Here is a 17,173-nt window from a genome sequence, read left to right as displayed (position 1 = left end):
CGACGACGGCGCATCATGCTGCAGTGCAACTAGCAGTGACCGATGGATAATGAAATGATGCAGCCAGTCCTGGTATCAGACGTAAAGAATCACTGAATGGAAGTCAGGAAATCCTGGCATGTGGCGCGCGATGCCCCTGCTCGGGATTTCCTGTCTCTGGAGTCAGCGTCATGCCTCATTCGATCTTCACCTCCGAGTTCCGGCCCGCTCTGGGGTTGCGAAATCGCCATGTCCAGACCTTGCTGCCCCGCCTGCTGCCTCGCGCCCCGCTGTCTCGCCGCACCGAGATACTCAACCTGCCGGACGGTGATTTCGTCGAACTCTCCTGGGTGACCAGTGATGGCAACAGCCGTCGCGAACGGGAAGTTGAACTGTCCGATGACGCCCCGCTGTTCGTGCTGTTCCATGGCCTGGAAGGCAATCTGGAGTCGCCCTACGCTCGGGATCTGCTCAATGCGGCAGCGCGTCTGGGGTGGCGGCCCGTGCTGATGCATTTCCGGGGGTGCGGGCAATCGCCCAACCGACTGCCGCGGGCCTACCACAGTGGTGACACGGCGGATGCCTACTGGGTTCTGGGGGAGATGGGCAGGCGTTACCCTCATGCCCTCAAGGTGGCCTGTGGCGTATCTCTCGGAGCCAACATGCTGCTCAAGCTGGTGGCGGAACAAGGCGGAGATGGGCTGGACCTCGCCGGGGCGATCGCGATCAGCGCACCACTGGATCTCGCGGCAAGCTCCGACGTGCTGAATCAGGGCAGCTCGCGACTCTATCAGCGACATCTGCTCAAGAGCATGAAAGCCAAGGTGGCCGCCAAGCTGGCCAACGGGCCGCTGCCCATTTCCATCGGTGCACACCAGCTGACGCAGTTGAACAGCTTCTGGGCCTATGACAACGAAGTCACGGCGCCCTTGCATGGGTTTTCCTCGGCCAGTGACTACTACTCCCGTGCCTCGGCCGGCCGGCTGTTGCGAGACATCGAGCTACCGACCCTGATATTGCAGTCGCTGGACGATCCCTTTATGCCTCGCGATCTGTTCTCGCGGTTTCCGCAGCCCTCTGAAGCGGTGCGGATCGAGTTGAGCGAACGCGGCGGGCATGTGGGCTTCATTGAGTGGCGGCGCGGTCGCCTGTCGTCCTGGCTGGCACGCAGAATCACGCGCCAGCTCACGGATTGGTCAGCATTGTCACACTCCCGTCAGCGTCACAGTGTTCAGCAGGAAACGCTGTAACTGACGTTGCCTGCCGCCTCGTTCGAGCACCTGCCGCGTGACTGCTGCCCTGTATCGTGGGGCGAGCACGCGGAGACCTTCGCAGGTCAGATTCACAGACGTCTTCCGGCCCGAAGACGCCGTCATTTCTGTAAAAGGAAACACAGACAAGATAACGGTATATGGAGAGAAGAAGGATTGCACTGTCGCGATGCCATGAGGATGGTAGACTGCGCGCCTGATACCTAGGCTATTGGTCTGATAATGAACCTCATTTTTCGTCTGGTACTCGGCATCGTCGCCGGTGTACTGCTGGGTCAATGGGCCCCGGACATCCTCGTGCGCAGCCTGCTCACCTTCAAGGTGCTGTTCGGCGAGCTGCTGGAGTATGCCATCCCGTTGATCATCCTGTTCTTCATCATGAGCGGCATCGCACGTCTCGAGCGCTCCTCCGGACGGCTGCTGGCACTGACCATGGTGCTGGCATATGCCTCTACCACGCTGGCCGGATTGATGTCGGCGGTGGTGGGTCTCGAACTGGTGCCACATATCGTGAGCCACACCCAGATGCCCGCCAGTCACCCGATGGTGCTCCAACCTTATTTCGCGCTGGACATCCCCCCCTTGACCGATATCAGCACCGCACTGGTCACGGCTTTCCTGTTCGGGATCGGTATCTCCGCCACCGGCCATGATGGCCTGCGCAATCTTGCCGACGGGGGTCGTGACATCGTCGAGCGCTTCATCGCCAAGGCACTGATACCGGCACTGCCCTTCTATATCGCCGGCCTGTTCTGCGAGATGACCATCGCCGGCACGGTGGCCAACACGCTGAAAAGCTTCGGCATGATCCTGATTCTCGCGCTGACCCTGCACTGGCTGTGGCTGAGTCTTCTCTACCTTGCCAGTGGCATGAGTACCGGCCGTGCACCGCTGGTGGCGCTACGCAACATGTTGCCGGCCTACTTCACTGCCGCCGGCACCATGTCATCCGCCGCGACGATCCCCGTGACCGTGCGCCAGACGCGCCTGAATCATATCTCGCCCTCGGTCTCGAGCTTTGCCATTCCGCTGCTTGCCACGATCCACATGTGTGGCAGCGCCATCACGCTGACCATCTGCGCCATCGGTGTCATCCTGGTGACGCCGGCATTGCCGCAGCCCGACCTGATGTCGTTGTTGCCGTTCATTGCCGCACTCGGGGTTACCATCATCGCCGCGCCGGGCTCGCCTGGCGGCGCCGCGATGACATCGGTCGGTGTGCTCCAGAGTCTGCTGGGGTTCGATGCTGCCGCCGTCGGCCTGATGATGGCGCTCTATCTGGCGCAGGACAGCTTTGGCACGGCCTGCAATGTGGCAGGTGACGGTGCGCTGGTACAGTGGATCGACCGCTTCGCCGAAGCCGAACAGGATCGCCAGCGGTATCGCTGAAGCCGAGACGACAGGCGGCATCGCCTCAAGCAGAAGGTCAGGCAGCCTGCTCGGTGACATCGGTGCTGGCTGACGCCATGACCGACTGGAATCCAGAGTTGCGCCATCCAGCCCTTATGGTCGCGTCCCCTTGACCGCATGTCAGAGCTGTTCTTTGACGCGGCCATGGGGATTCACCTTCCCCGTGACGATGATGGATTTCATTCATGACACGGGGCAATCACGCATGACTCCCTCCGACACCTCCTCCTCGACCCCCAGCGACGGCATCAGCAGCGCCCTGGTGATGCTGTTTGCCTTCTGCTGCGGCGCGATCGTCGCCAATGTCTATTACTCGCAGCCGATCATCAACATGATCGCGGGCGACATCGGACTGTCAGAAAGCAGCGCCAGTCTCATCGTGGCGCTGACCCAGGGAGGATATGCGCTTGGCCTGCTGTTTCTGGTACCGCTGGGCGATCTGCTGGAAAACCGCCGGCTGTTGATCACCACGATCCTGATCTCGGCGGCGAGTCTGGTACTGGCGGGGCTGGCGGATGCTCCCTCCTCGTTTCTGCTCTGGTCATTGCTGATCGGTGTCAGCTCGGTCTCGGTGCAGATCCTGATCCCGCTGGCGGCTCACCTGTCTGCCGAACACAGCCGTGGCCGCGTGGTCGGCAACATCATGAGCGGATTGCTGCTGGGCATCCTGCTGGCACGGCCCGCCTCCAGCCTGCTGGCGGATCACTTCGGCTGGCGCTGCATCTTCTTCGTCGGTGCCGCCTTGATGCTGCTGGTCGGGGGCGTGGTATGGCGGGTGGTCCCCAGCCGCCAGCCACGCCATACCTCAAGCTATCCCGCGCTGCTCAAGACCCTCGGCAAGTTGCTGCGTGATGAACCGGTACTGCGTCGTCGCTCCCTCTACCAGGGGCTGATGTTCGCGGCATTCAGTCTCTACTGGAGTGCCGTACCGCTCGAGCTGGTCAACGAACACGGCTTTTCGCAGACGCAGGTCGCGCTGTTCGCCCTGGTGGGGGTGTTGGGAGCTGTCGCCGCCCCGATCAGCGGACGCCTGGCAGATGCAGGCCACACCTCGATTGCCACCGTAGGCGCCCTGGTACTCGCCAGTGCCAGCTTCGCGACGGGGCTGATGCCGATGACTCTACAGGTCGTTGCACTGGCCGTGACGGGATTGCTGCTCGATTTCGCGGTACAGACCAACATGGTCCTCGGCCAGCGCGCCATCTATTCCCTCGACCCCGAGAGCCGTGGCCGCCTGAATGCCATCTACATGACCAGCATCTTCGTCGGCGGTGCGATCGGCTCGGCGCTGACCAGTCTGATCTACGCCCATCTCGGCTGGAATGGCATCATGGCGATCGGTGGCGCCTTGCCGCTCGTGGCACTGGTATGGCTGCTGGTGAGTCGCTCACGCAGCCAGGATGAGGCCTCCCCCACGACGGACTGAGACGCGCAATCGGCCATCAACCAGCAGGCGGACCCAGCAACCAGAAAGCCTCATGGCTGGCGTCGTGCTGACGGTCACCATGAGGCTTTCGCGTTTCTTCAGGGCAGCGCAATCAGGGCAGACCGTTCATGCGCTCGCAGCCCGCCAGCTAGCCGATCGGGCAGCTGATCCCCGTGCCCTTCAGGCCACAATAGCCGCCCGGATTCTTGGCAAGATACTGCTGATGGAAATCTTCCGCGTAATAGAATGTCTCGAGCGGAGCGATCTCGGTGGTAATCCGTCCCAGACCGGACTGATTGAGCGCCTGTTGATAATCCGCCAGGCTCTTCTCGACGATCTCACGCTGCGCGTCATCGACGTAGTAGATCGCACTGCGATACTGGCTGCCGATGTCATTGCCCTGACGCATGCCTTGCGTCGGATCGTGCGCTTCGAAGCTGGCACGCAGGATCTCCGGCAGACCGATGACCGTCGGATCGAACACCACACGTACCACTTCGGTGTGTCCGGTCTTGCCGGTACAGGTCTCCTCGTAGGTCGGGTTCGGCGTATGGCCGCCAGCATACCCGACGGCCGTCACCACGACGCCCGGCAGCTGCCAGAACAGACGCTCCGCGCCCCAGAAACATCCCAGTCCCAGCACGATCTCCTCACATCCCTGGGGATAGGGAGGTACAATCGAGCGCCCATTGACGTGATGGGTACCCATTATCTGCAGCGGCTGTTCGCGCCCCGGCAAGGCATCTTCTGCCGAGGGAATGGCCTGCTTGTCTTGCGTCTTCCACATGGCGGACTCTCTCCTGTGTCGCGTCGTGCAATCGTGTATAGGTTCAATGATGTCATCTCTGCCCCCCAAGATCTGCCCCTGCCAGCCCAACACCGCTGAGGCACGACGCTACGTCGATTGCTGTCAGCCGATTCATGCGGACATCACCCGCGCCGAACGCCCTGAGCAATTGATGCGCGCCCGCTACAGTGCCTTCTGCCTCTCGCTGAGCGACTTCCTCATCGACAGCTGGGACGCGGCACATTGCCCAGCACGCGCCGACCTGGAAGGTGCTGGCCCGCAATGGCTGGCGTTGGAGATTCTGGACAGCGGACAAGATGCCGATACCGGCATGGTACGCTTTCACGCCACCTTCTTCGAGCAGGGAAAGTTCCAACGATTGCAGGAACTTAGCCGATTTCATCATGATGGCCATCACTGGCGTTATGTCGACGGTGATGCCGAGTGGCAGACATTGACGCCAGGGCGCAACAGCCTGTGTCCCTGTGGCAGCGGCAAGAAGATCAAGCGTTGCTGCACGGCATGACGCTGACCATCAGCGCCTGGTGCTGACGCGCACGATCACGATCTCGGGCATAAGCCATGCAAGCCCTGCAAGACGCGCCCTGTGAAACTCGCCCTGCGAAACGCCCTGCAAAACGAAACAGCCCCCACCGACGCTATCGATGGGGGCTGAATCTGTGGCAATCAATTGGCCTGGCGTATCATCTGTCCTTGCCGACTCTGGGCGCCAGCTCACTGCGACCCAATGAGAAGCTGTAGAGCAGATCCACGGCCTGCGCCGTACCGGACACCGCTTCGGCATACAGATTGCGGAACAGCTTGTAGCGCAGCGTCAGCTCCGCGATCGGCGAGAACAGCCCGACGCCGTAACTGAGCTTCAGATCCGGGGCGATATAGCCGCTGACCACCACCTGGCTGTCATCCCCGCTACCGGAACTGTCCAGACTCAGATCCCTCACGCCAAAGGTTTCGCCGATCTGTCCGACCACCTGGCCACTTTGCGCCAGCGACATGCCGATCAAGGCGGACGTGACCGCACTGTCACTGCTGGTATCACTGTCCAGGCCTTCGCCGCGCAGCAGATAGCTCAGTGCCGACGACTCATCCATCGAGGGGTCCGAGAAGATCTCGATGCTGGGTGAGGAGGCAAGCCCCGTCACACGCACCCCTGCGGTCACGTCGTCCTCGGTGTTGTCAGGATCACGGATCGCCTCGATATTCAGACGCGGACTCGAGGGCGGACCGGCCAGCAATACCTGCCCCTTGCTGATCTGCAGGTCCTGCCCGAAGCTCTTGTAGGTCCCGTCGACGAGATTGACCTCACCGAAGACCTGCACACCGCCCTTGGACTGGCGCACATCGAGATCGCCTCTGAGCCTGGTCTTGAGCCCCATCGCCTCCAGGCGAGCATCTGGCCCGATATGGATGCCGATCCTCACATCCAGCGCCATGCCGGCCTCATTGAGCGCCTTGGCGGTATCGCTGCCATCCGCCAGCTCAGCCGGGTTGGAAGTGTCCTCATCACTGGGACGCTCGATGATGATGGTGTCACTGGAGGGTGACACGGCAGACGGCGGCACCTGGTCCACTTCGATGCGTGTCCACGGTACATTGACGTCACCTCGCAGTTTGAGCAGCGTAGGGCTGGCATCGATCTGCAGATCCGGTGCGACGCGCATGCGCCCGATCCCGGCGATATTAAGCTCGAGCGGATTCTTCGCACCGTCGAGATTCAATGCCGCCGTCCAGTCATCCAGGGTCGGCCAGGCCGCCTCGCCATCGATACCCCAGCGCGCATCATTGCCCACCAGATACCCATCGATATCGGCACTGTTGCCATCGAAGTCGACAGTGAATTGGGCATCCGAAAGCGACACCGGCAGCCCCTCACCCTGTACCTTGACGCCGGTCAGCGCGATCGGGCCGGTCAACGACGGCAGGCTCAGATTGCCGCCGACCTTAACGTCACCCGCCAGCTTGCCCTCCAGCTGAGTCATGCCCGCCACCAGCGGACGATACGGTGAGAGATCGATGTCGCGGATGGCCAGCGAGCCATCCAGCTGACCTGTACCCGCCGGGTCGAGGACCGACACGGTAAGCCCGATGCCGCCTGCACTGTCGAGGCGAATCTGGGTATCGAGATCAGCCTTCTCGGGCGTGGCCTCCAACGCCAGTTGCAAGGTGGTTTCCGGCAGCGACCAGGCATTGCCATCAGCGTCTTCCCCGGCCAGTGTCAACTTGCCTGCCAGCTCCGCGTCCGCATTCCAGCGTTGGCCACCCTGCTTCCAGCTTGCCGTGATCTTGCCACCCGTGGCACCGCCGATGGTCCAGCTCTCCGGCATGGCGCTCTGGGCCATGTCCAGAGGAATCCCCTCGAGCGTCACCACGGCCTGGCCGTCATTGCCCGCACTCAAGGGCTCGGCGACACAGATCTGCCCCCCCTGTTCCCGACTCAGACAGAATGGCTGCACCAGCACGCTGTCCTTGGCGAGATTGGCATCGAAGCGTGCCGGCGTGTCGAAGTTGAAGTCACCGAAGTCGGTATTCGCCGTCAGCGGAGACAGCGCCCCACGATAATGCTCACGCGCCTTGTCGAGCCCGCCCTTGAGGGTCAGTCCCAGACGTGACAATGGCATCTCGCCGGCCATCTCGGTATCGAACTGCAAGGTGTGATCGCTCAGGAAGCCCCCCAGCGTCAGCGCGACCGTCGCGATCTGCTGTCCGCCAGCCCGAACACCGTCGGCGTTGAGGGCGATATCCAGTGCCGGGTCATCCACACCACGCTTGCGGGCATCGACCCCGGCAGACAGCGCCATGTCAGAGATACGATTCTCCCCGATCTGCAGGCGTCGTCCCGTGAAGTTGCTCGCCAGTCGCGGCTTGTCGAGGGTGCCCGTGGCATCGATCTTGCCCTTGAGCTCACCCGCGACATCCGGCATCAGGGTCGAGAGCGCCGGGAAATCGATATTGGCGGCAAGCGTGATGGTCTTGGCAATCTTGCCGTTGGCGCTCAGGCGGTTCTGCCCCTGGCGCAGCTCCAGCGCGTCCACGTTCCACTGCATGTCGGCATTGCCTGAAAGCTTGCCGGTCAGCGTGAGCGGCCGCTCGAGCAAGGTGCCACGGATATCCAGCTTGCTGACATCGACGGCCCACGGGCCTTGCAGCGGCTGATGGAAGCTGGCCGCGAGATTGCCGCTCAGCTCACCGCGCACGGCTTTCTGCCCTCCACCGGTTGGGGCCGGCATCAGATCCTCGGGATGCAGCTTGTCGAGCGCCAGCTGGGCCACGACCCGGAGTCCTTCCTTCCACTGGATCTCACCGCGGGTCGTCGCGGAGCCACGCTTGAGCGCGATCTTGAGCGGCTGCCAACGGTAATGCTCGAGATCGCCGTCGCCTGCCAATGACACGGTGGCACGCGGAATGTCACGGCCCTCGATGATGGCATCCAGCGTGGTCGTATAGCCTGACAGTGAGCCCTTGGCGACCAGTGCCAGATTCTCGACGATATAGTCAGGCGTGAAGGAGGCAGACTGGCTCTTGGCGATGTGCTTGGCTGCGTTGTCCTGATCCGCAGTCTGGGCCTCTTTCTGAGGCGCAAGAGCAGCATCACCCGCTGCGTCACTGGCGGCGGCAAGGGGCCAGGTGATCCGCTCGGCGCTCAGGCGTGCCTCGAAGGGCAGATCACTGTCCAGCACATCCGCGCTAGCCACAAGCTCGGCGGCCAGTGGTCCGTCGGCCTTGAGAGAGGCCTCAAGATCCGCCAGCGAGCCCTCAAGCGACAGGCGCAGCCTTTCATGGCGCACGGGGTCGATCAGGGTCTCGGCATTGAGCGTGGCGCTCAGGGGATACTCGTCCTTGAGCGTGACCTGCGCCACGAGATCGGCATTCACGTCACGCGAGTCGACCTCGAGACGCGAGAGCGTGATGTCATGCCCTTCCGCCTTGAGCGCCAGCGACAGACGGCTGACCTCATACGGGCTCGGCCCTTTGAGCGCAAAGTCTTCAATGGCCAGATCAGGGACCTCGATGGTCAGCGGAATATAGACCTCCGGCAAGGCGATGCGCCCGGCCTGCGCTGTCTCATCTGAGGTCTTGTCTGCAGTCTTGCCAGCCGGCTCTGCGGCATCATCCGTGATGGCCTTGTTCGAGATGGCCCTGGCGGCGGTCTCGGCTTGAGGCACCACCCTCTGAGCGTTGACCACTGCGCTCGCCGCTTGCTGCGCCTCAGGCGTGAGGCTCACCCCCTCGAGACTCACAGTGTCAGACGTCGCTGACGTCGCTGACGTCGCTTGAGCCGCGACGGCATCAGCCGGAATGAAACGACTGGTGATCAGGCGTGTCTCGCCCAGCGTCAGCGTACTCACCGACAGCGCGGCCGAGGTATGAAAGTGATCGAAGGTGACGCGACTGCCATCTGCCAGCGACAGGGCGAAGTCATCAATGGCGACCTTGCGCACCTCGATGGGAATCGGCACCACGATGGGCACGTTGAGACTCTCACCGCTCTCTGGCTCAGGCTCCTCGCTGGCACCGCTATCACTCAGGGTGATGGCGAGCCCGCTGGACTCAAGCGACTCGAGACACAGCTTGCCCTGGAGCAGACAGTCCTCGCCCCAGGCCAGCGAAAGGGAGTCGGCGTTGACGGCCAGTCCCGGCAGGTCCAGCGAGACGTCCTTGAGCGACAGCGCTTCCAAGGGTGAGCCTGAGGCCTGCGAATAATCGATGAAGCCACGTGAGCGTGCCTGATCGAGCACGAGCCCTGTGCCCCACGGGGACAACACGCCCCCGACCAGCAGCATCGTCAGCCCGATCAGGAACACGAGCAGCCATATCAGCAACCGGATGACCAGGCCGCCCCGACGTACATAGGGATTAGACAATTCCAACATCTCCATAGCTTTTTTATCAGCTCATCCGCTCAGCTGATGGTCCTTTGCTGGCGCTTGATCCGCACGACACTCGTTTTAGAGACACAGCTGATCAGAATTCCGGCCCGATCGAGAAGTGAATACGGTAATCGTTGTCTTCGTCATCGAAGGGATGGGCGATATCGAGACGAATCGGCCCCACCGGCGAGATCCAGCGAATCCCCATGCCGGCAGCCGTCTTGAGCTCGAGTGCGTCCCAGCCATTGAAGGCGTTGCCGGCGTCGTAGAAGGTCGCGCCCCACCAGTCGCCGGTCAGACGGTAATCGTATTCCAGGCTGCTGGTGAGCAATGAGCTACCACCTTCCAAATCGCCGTCGTCATCTTCCGGGGCGAGTGTCTCGTAGGAATAGCCACGCACACTGTTGTCGCCCCCGGTGAAGAAACGCATCGAGGGTGGCATGTCATCAAAGTTGTCGGTATCGACGTGGCCGACGCCCATGCGCGCCACGAAACGATGGTTGTCGCCGATGGAGCGTATCCAGTTGGTGTTGAACTGGGAGCGCAGGAAGGTCACGTCCGAGCCCCACATTTGATCGCCATATTCGAAGGTCAGCTGTTGGCGGTCGCCCCACATCGGGAAGGTCTTAGGGCGTGTTCGTGTGCGGTTCCAGCTCACACCGGGATACAGCAGCAGCACGGCTCCGGATTCATCCGCCTGGGTGTAGTCCTCATAGGTGGAACCGAAGAACACACGCTGAGTCCAGCCATTGTCGAACTTCCACTCGCGAGTGAAGCGCACGGTGGTCTCGAGACTCTCGGTATCTTCATCGTCGGTGTTCGACATCCCGTACTCGAGGACATAGCTATCCTTGAGCGGGTCTTCGAGCGGCATGCGGTATTCGCCCTCGAAGGTCTGTTCCGGCGAGGACAGGAACAGGCTGTTGGTCAGGCTATGGCCATAGCGATTGACCCACGGCATCTCCCAACTGAACTGCAGGCGTGGTCCGACATCCGTCGCGTAGCCGATACCGGTCTCGAACTTGTGACGGTCGGCGGGGATCAGGCTGATCTCGACGGGAATGATGGGACCGTTGACCGTCTTAACCGCAGCCTCCAGCGCATCGCCAGTCAGTACCGGCGTATCGCTACCGGCGTCCAGAGACGTTTGATCTTCTGTAGCCGCCCCCGCAGCCTGCGCGGCAGGCACCGTCGAGTCCGAGCGGTGACTCTCATCCCTCGTCTGCTCTACCTCAGCCCTCTCGACATCGGCAAGCCATGACCCCTCATACCCCTGTGCCTCGGCATAGGGTGTCTTGACGTTGCGCGTCTTGATCTTGCTGTCAGGGCTGGTGGTCTTGAGTTCGGCACCCGGATTGAGCTGTGGCTTGATGGCGGCCGAGCGAAACCAGCCTGCCTCACTCAGCCGCTGGTTGAACTGGGTCAACTTGCCGGCTTCGTAATAATCACCCGTCTGGAACGGCTGCATGGCCTTGACGCGATCCAGTTCTATCTGACTGTTGAGGTAGGTGATATCGCCGAAGCGGTAGCGCTGACCGCTCTGCATGACCAGATAGATGCGTGCCGAGTGCAGCCAGGGGCGTACCTCGATGCGTTGCTGGGAGAAGGAGGTGTCGAAATAGCCGCGCTCGAGACTGAGTGACGTCAGGGTCGACTTGAGGCTGTCATAGCGAGAGTGACGCAGCACATCCCCTTCCTCGAGGTCGGCGTCGGCCAGCACCTTCTTCATGACCTTGTCGCGTGCGGCGTCGCCCTCGAGTCGCAGCTCCAGCGTCTCGATGGTGACCGGCTCACCGGCATCCACCGTCACGACCACATCATCGCCGCCCAGCAACCCCTTCTCGGGATAGCGGAGCGTGATCTGAGCATCGTAGTAACCGAAGGCCTGCAGCGCTTCCTGGATGCGCCGGATGATCTCGTCCTCGTAGCGCTCGGCTGGGACATCCTCCTCCAACGTAAGCCCCGCCAGATAATTGACCACGTTGGTGGCAGCGGCACCTTTCAGCCCTTTCACCGCGGCATCCAGCGCCAATGCCTGTGGTGCCAGCAGCAGGCCGGTGCACAGGACCAGCGGCTTGCTCCAGCGCAGATAGCGGCGTGCAGCGTCGTTGCTCAACACCTTGCCTCGAGGCTCGAGCGAACCCGCTCTCCCATTCTTGTCGCCACTCATTGCACGTCCCTTGTTAGGTACTCATGCGAGTACTGTCCATCACTGTTACTGACCATATGTCATCTGCCGCAGGCCGGTTCGGGGAGGTTCGTATCCTTCACGGGTACGTGACCCTCCAGGATTCCATCACTGCTCAGCGCTCCAGGCGCGCGACTCGCTGCTCCAACCGGGACAGCTGACTCAACATGGACGCCACGCGGCCACTCAACTGCCGACGGCTGGCATCCAGGGAGCGCAGCTGCTCGTCCTGCGTGGACGCCTCACCCAGGGCTTCCAGCCCGGCGCTGAGCGCCGTCTGCTGGCGTCGCAGCTCCCCCAGCTGGGAAGACAGCGACGTCTGGGTCTTGCTCAACGGCGCGAGCCGGGCGTCCACCAGCCCCGTCAGGGACGCCTGCTGCTGCTCGAGCCTGCGACGCAACGCGTCCAACGCCTCCTGCTGGGACTGCTTGAAGGCCGTCAGCGCCTGCGAGCTTGTCTGGCGATCCTCTGACGTCGCCTCATCCTGCGCTTGCCTGAGGGCGTCCCGCTGCGAGGCGAGACGCTCAAGCTGCACGGCCTGCTGATCCAGGCGGCTGGACTGATCGCTCAGGCGTTGCTCGAGTCGGGGCAGCGACTGCTGCTGCGCTTGCTCGACTGCCTTAAACTCGGTCTCGAGATGGGCCAGGGTGTCAGCCTGTGCATCTAGGCGTGCCTTGAGCGTCGCACGCCCATCCCGGCTCAAGGACTCAAGGGCACTGACGGAGCCCTGCAAGGCACTCAGCAAGGTGGTGCGGTTGTCACCCGCCTGGCGTAGTCCCTCGAGCTGGGCCTCGGTGGACTCGGCAAGCGCTGCGAGACGACTCGCCTGCGCGTCCTGCGATGCCGTCAGCGTGTCCGAGAGCGCGGCAAGACGCTCCTGCCAGGCGGCCTGCTGTTCAGCGAGGCTGTCGGCAAGGGATTCATCGGTCTGCGTGAGGCCGTCGATGCGCGCACTCAGCGACTCGTCCACCCGCGTGGTGAGCTGGGCAAGACGCTCATCCACATCCCCCAGCAGCCGGGCGTCGTTCTCGACATCGCCCTTGAGTCCCGAGACCTGACGACTCAGCTGATCACTCTGCTGGCCTCGCATGTCCTGAAGCTGCTGCAATTGCCATTGCTGCCAGGCGACCACCCCTCCCAGTGCCAGCACGCACACCCACAGCGGCCAACGACGCGGGGGCGGGGCTGCATCAGGATGACGGGCCAGCGCTTCATCACGCCGTGCTATCAGTGATTCATCCCGGGAATTGTCCATCGAAGGTTCCGTAGTGTCCTGCCGCATACTGGCTCCATGACTGGCACATCGACTCAAGGTTCCAGCGACAGGCGTCGGCATCATCCGCGGCAAGGCCCGAGCCTCATGCGACACCTGGAGGGAAAACGCCCGTATCCCGCTGATTGACTGGCCGGTTTTCGGTTGCCGGCTCTGCCGAGTCTAACAGCAGACCCCGGCCATCTCATCAGGTTCCCCAGCAGCACGGCCCGCGGTCCCTCTCATGTAACCGCACTGTACCTTCCCGCCAGACGGCGACGTCGCCCGCGATACCTGACATCGCTCACCGACACCCTTCGGTGCTTTCCCGCCAGCAGGTCCCGGCGGCGTTGGCCTGCAGGAACACGAGTGCTATAGTGCAAAGCACTGCGACTCTCGCAGCCTCTGGCTTCGTAGCTATCTGGATTCACAAGGTTTTTCACGCTAATTGCACATTTTCCATCATGTGCTGGCTGAATGGATCCTTGGCGATTGTCTCCTCGTCGCCTGACGTCGAAGAGAACACTGAAGGAGGCTTGAAAGCCTTCATGCCTGCCCCAACGAAGTCAGAGCAAGATTCTATTGGTGAGGAAAAGGAGCTTATCCCCCATGGCATTTGAACTCCCGGCACTGCCGTACGAAAAGAACGCACTCGAGCCGACCATCTCCGCCGAGACCCTTGAGTACCATTACGGCAAGCATCACCAGGCCTACGTCACCAAGCTCAACAGCATGGTCGAAGGCACTGCGGACGCAGAGAAGTCTCTGGAAGACATCATCCAGAGCGCTCAGGGCGGCCTGTTCAACCAGGCAGCTCAGGTGTGGAACCACACCTTCTACTGGCACTGCCTGTCTCCGAACGGTGGTGGCGAGCCGACAGGCCCGCTGGCAGATGCCATCGCGGCCAAGTGGGGCTCCGTCGCTGACTTCAAGGAAGCCTTCAACACTTCCGCTGCCGGCAACTTCGGTTCCGGTTGGACCTGGCTGGTCAAGAACGCTCAGGGCGAGCTGGAAATCGTCAACACTGACGACGCAGACACCCCGATCGCCAAGGCAGGCCAGACCCCGCTGCTGACCGTCGACGTCTGGGAACACGCCTACTACGTCGACTACCGCAACGCGCGTCCGAAGTATCTGGAAAGCATCTGGAACATCATCAACTGGGACTTCGCTGCACAGAACTTCGCAGCCTGAGACACCCGGCATGAGTGATGGCACCTTCACTTCACTCTCACATCAGACGTCATGGATGATATGACCTGACAGTGACGTTCGAGTGAGAGGATGGTGCAAGGAAAGACCCCGCCAATCGGCGGGGTCTTTTGGTTTCTGGCTCCCCTATCGCCTGATGATCCTTTACGAAGCGCGCTTGCAGATGACATGCCGCCTCGCCATTTGCTAGCCTGCAAGGTAGAACATTCACTCTACTCTTTCTTCATCCCCAGAGGGAACGTCATGCCATCCGATATCACCTCCTCGTTACCCGACACCATGCTCGCCATCGTGACCACCGGCCACGGCGGCTATGAACGCCTCGAGGCGCAAGAGCGGCCTGTCCCTGTGCCAGACAAGGGGGAAGTGCTGATCAAGGTACTGGCGGCTGGCATGAACAATACCGAGATCAATACGCGCCTTGGCTGGTATTCCTCCAGCATCACCACGGCCACGAACCAGGCCAGCAGCCAGCACGACACCTCGCCTGGCGAGACGACAATCGACAAGCCGGTCCCGCCTGAAGGTGGCTGGAAAGGCGAGACGCCCTTCCCCCTGATCCAGGGAACCGACTGCTGTGGTGAAGTGGTCGCGCTCGGCGAAGGTGCCGACACAGCGCTGCTCGGCAAGCGCGTACTGGTGCGGGCCTGCATGCGCAGTGCAGGCTGGGAGTCATTGGAAAACGAATGGATGGGCTCTGACTTCGATGGCGCCTTCGCGCAATTCGTCAGTATCCGGGCCAGTGACGTCTTCCCGGTCGAATGTGACTGGAGCGACGTGGAACTGGGCTCACTGCCCTGCGCCTATGGCACAGCGGAGAACATGCTGGAACAGGCCGAGCTCACGTCCGGCGAACGCGTACTGGTCACCGGCGCGTCGGGCGGCGTCGGCTCCGCCACCCTGCAACTGGCCAAGCGACGTGGCGCCATCGTCTATGCTGTGGCAGGCGCTTCCAAGCATGAGGCCCTGCGCACGCTGGGGGTCGACAGACTGTTTGATCGCCATGCGGACCTGGTCGCCGAACTCGGGCAGGAATCCGTCGATCTGGTGGTCGACAATGTCGCCGGCGATGCCTTCCCGGTGATGCTCAAGCTGTTGTCACGTGGTGGGCGGCTGGTGACCACCGGCGCCATCGCCGGGCCCATGGTCACCCTGGACCTGCGTGATCTGTACCTCAAGAATCTCCGACTGCTGGGCACCACCGCCTGGTGCAAGGCAACCTTCCCCAATCTTGTGCGCTACGTGGAGCGCGGGGAGATTCGCCCCTTGATCGCGGCGAGCTTCCCGCTGAAGGATATCGCCAAGGCCCAGAAGGCCTTCCTCGAGAAGACCCATGTCGGCAAGTTCGTGCTTGAGCCCTGGGCCTGATGAGCCACAGGAGTGACCAAGGAAAAGGCCCCATCCGTTGCCGGATGGGGCCTTGTTCATGCCAGGCGAATGTCATGCACATTCGTCAGGTGCCGAGACGGTGTCACGGCGTCGCGCGACGCCCGATGCCTCGGTAGGTCAGCCCCTGGCTGGCCACGTAGCTGGGGTCATAGATATTGCGACCGTCCAGCACCAGCTTCGCGCCCAGCTCACGCTTGAGACGTTGCCAGTCCGGATTCCAGTAACACTTCCATTCGGTGACCAGCATCAGGGCGTCCGCCCCTTCGAGGGCGTCGTACATGTTGCCATCGACCAGCTCCAGCAAGGGATGTGCGCCACAGGCCTCGCCCAACGCGGACAGCGCCGCCGGATCATGCACACGAACGCGCACTCCCTGAGCCCACAACGCCTCGAGCAGCGTCAACACCGGCGCATGGTCGATACGCGCCGTGCCCGGTTTGAACGCCGCCCCCCAGATGGCGATGGTGCGACCGCGCAGCTCGCCATCGAAGTGCTGCCACAGCTTGCGGAACAGCGTCTCCTTCTTGGCCTCGTTGATGTCGAGAACATGCTCGAGCAGCAGCGATTCACGTCCGGTCTCATGCTGGACATCGGCCAGACGCATCAGGTCGCGCGAGAAGTTGGGACCACCGAAGCCACAGCCCGGATACAGATAGCCGAAGCCGATGCGCGGGTCGGCGCCCATGCCCTGACGCACGTACTCGACGTCTACCTCGAGGGAATCCGCAAGCCCGGCGACTTCGTTCATGTAACTGATCCGGGTCGCCAACATGCCATTGATGGCCAGCTTGGTCAGCTCGGCGGCGCGGCGCGGCATGATCTGGAAGACATCTTCCCGACGATTGAAGGCGCGCAGAAGCTCCTGGACGCGACGTGTCGCTACCTCGGACTCGCTGCCCAGCAACCAGCGCGCGGGGCGCTCGAAGGTCGCCAGCGAGCGCCCCTCTTCCAGCATGTCCGGCAAGGCCACCGCATATTGATCATCCCGCGACAGCAGCGCCTCGAAACGCTCGGTGGTCCCGACAGGGAAGGTCGAATTGTTGACCAGCACCGTCGGCTCCGCGAGTGTCGCGACGACCTGCTCGATACGCGTCAGAGCACCCTCACGTTGATCCGGCGAGACGGCCACCCAGTGCACATCGATGCGACGCAGTGAACCAAGTCCCTTCACCAGCGTCAGATCGCCACGTTCGACGTGGCGATCCAGCCGCTCTCGCAGGCCCGGCTCACTGTTCAGCCAGTCGACCCGGTCCAGTGACTCCCAGTCCATGTCTTCATGCGGCCACCACCAGACATTGTGGCCGACACTCGCCAAGGCGGCACTGGCCGTGGCAGCCGCCAGTTCGCTTCCGTGCACCAGCACCTGCATG

Annotated in this window: 11 protein-coding genes; 6 read left to right on the top strand and 5 right to left on the bottom strand. The window is 62.3% G+C overall.

What is annotated here, in order from left to right; genetic code table 11:
* The first annotated feature begins 170 nt into the window (after nucleotides 1-170).
* The 3 genes from ACZYGA_RS07190 (at nucleotide 171) to ACZYGA_RS07180 (ending at nucleotide 4,086) form a co-directional block, all read left to right on the top strand.
* Nucleotides 171-1,229, top strand: coding sequence for a hydrolase (locus ACZYGA_RS07190; RefSeq protein WP_077376448.1), 1,059 nt, complete (start codon nucleotides 171-173; stop codon nucleotides 1,227-1,229).
* Nucleotides 1,230-1,472: 243 nt separating this feature from the next.
* Complete coding sequence (locus ACZYGA_RS07185; RefSeq protein WP_084208688.1) at nucleotides 1,473-2,639, top strand: dicarboxylate/amino acid:cation symporter; 1,167 nt, start codon at nucleotides 1,473-1,475, stop codon at nucleotides 2,637-2,639.
* A 226-nt stretch (nucleotides 2,640-2,865) separates the two neighbouring features.
* On the top strand, nucleotides 2,866-4,086 hold the full coding sequence (locus tag ACZYGA_RS07180; RefSeq protein WP_404625537.1) for an MFS transporter: 1,221 nt from the start codon (nucleotides 2,866-2,868) through the stop codon (nucleotides 4,084-4,086).
* A 148-nt stretch (nucleotides 4,087-4,234) separates the two neighbouring features.
* Here the strand turns inward: ACZYGA_RS07180 and msrA are convergent, their stop codons facing one another.
* Nucleotides 4,235-4,873 (bottom strand): peptide-methionine (S)-S-oxide reductase MsrA, encoded by a 639-nt coding sequence (gene msrA / locus ACZYGA_RS07175; protein ID WP_084208689.1) that lies wholly within the window; start codon nucleotides 4,871-4,873, stop codon nucleotides 4,235-4,237.
* 49 nt (nucleotides 4,874-4,922) lie between these two features.
* On the opposite strand from msrA, the gene ACZYGA_RS07170 reads away from it, so the two are divergent.
* A complete protein-coding gene (locus ACZYGA_RS07170; RefSeq protein ID WP_404625535.1) occupies nucleotides 4,923-5,399 on the top strand; it encodes a YchJ family protein in 477 nt (158 codons plus the stop codon).
* A gap of 178 nt (nucleotides 5,400-5,577) precedes the next feature.
* Here the strand turns inward: ACZYGA_RS07170 and tamB are convergent, their stop codons facing one another.
* The 3 genes from tamB to ACZYGA_RS07155 form a co-directional block, all read right to left on the bottom strand.
* Entirely contained in the window at nucleotides 5,578-9,756 is a 4,179-nt protein-coding gene (tamB, locus tag ACZYGA_RS07165; protein WP_479398703.1) for an autotransporter assembly complex protein TamB, read from the bottom strand.
* A 100-nt stretch (nucleotides 9,757-9,856) separates the two neighbouring features.
* Nucleotides 9,857-11,878 carry an autotransporter assembly complex protein TamA gene (gene tamA, locus ACZYGA_RS07160; RefSeq protein WP_404625532.1) on the bottom strand — a complete coding sequence of 674 codons (2,022 nt, stop codon included), beginning with the start codon at nucleotides 11,876-11,878 and terminating at the stop codon, nucleotides 9,857-9,859.
* Nucleotides 11,879-12,065: 187 nt separating this feature from the next.
* Nucleotides 12,066-13,205 carry a coiled-coil domain-containing protein gene (locus ACZYGA_RS07155; protein ID WP_404625530.1) on the bottom strand — a complete coding sequence of 380 codons (1,140 nt, stop codon included), beginning with the start codon at nucleotides 13,203-13,205 and terminating at the stop codon, nucleotides 12,066-12,068.
* A 606-nt stretch (nucleotides 13,206-13,811) separates the two neighbouring features.
* Here ACZYGA_RS07155 and ACZYGA_RS07150 point away from each other — a divergent pair.
* Together ACZYGA_RS07150 and ACZYGA_RS07145 are read left to right on the top strand one after the other, a co-directional pair.
* A complete protein-coding gene (locus tag ACZYGA_RS07150) occupies nucleotides 13,812-14,396 on the top strand; it encodes a superoxide dismutase (protein ID WP_136937823.1) in 585 nt (194 codons plus the stop codon).
* Nucleotides 14,397-14,657: 261 nt separating this feature from the next.
* Complete coding sequence (locus tag ACZYGA_RS07145) at nucleotides 14,658-15,782, top strand: alcohol dehydrogenase family protein (RefSeq protein ID WP_303565010.1); 1,125 nt, start codon at nucleotides 14,658-14,660, stop codon at nucleotides 15,780-15,782.
* Nucleotides 15,783-15,885: 103 nt separating this feature from the next.
* Here the strand turns inward: ACZYGA_RS07145 and ACZYGA_RS07140 are convergent, their stop codons facing one another.
* Nucleotides 15,886-17,172 carry a nucleotide sugar dehydrogenase gene (locus ACZYGA_RS07140; RefSeq protein ID WP_404625527.1) on the bottom strand — a complete coding sequence of 429 codons (1,287 nt, stop codon included), beginning with the start codon at nucleotides 17,170-17,172 and terminating at the stop codon, nucleotides 15,886-15,888.
* Nucleotide 17,173 lies beyond the last annotated feature (1 nt).

The organism is Cobetia sp. BL01, assembly GCF_056493605.1.
The sequence above is the reverse complement of the archived record's forward strand: the minus strand, read 5'-3'. Positions and strand labels throughout refer to the sequence as shown.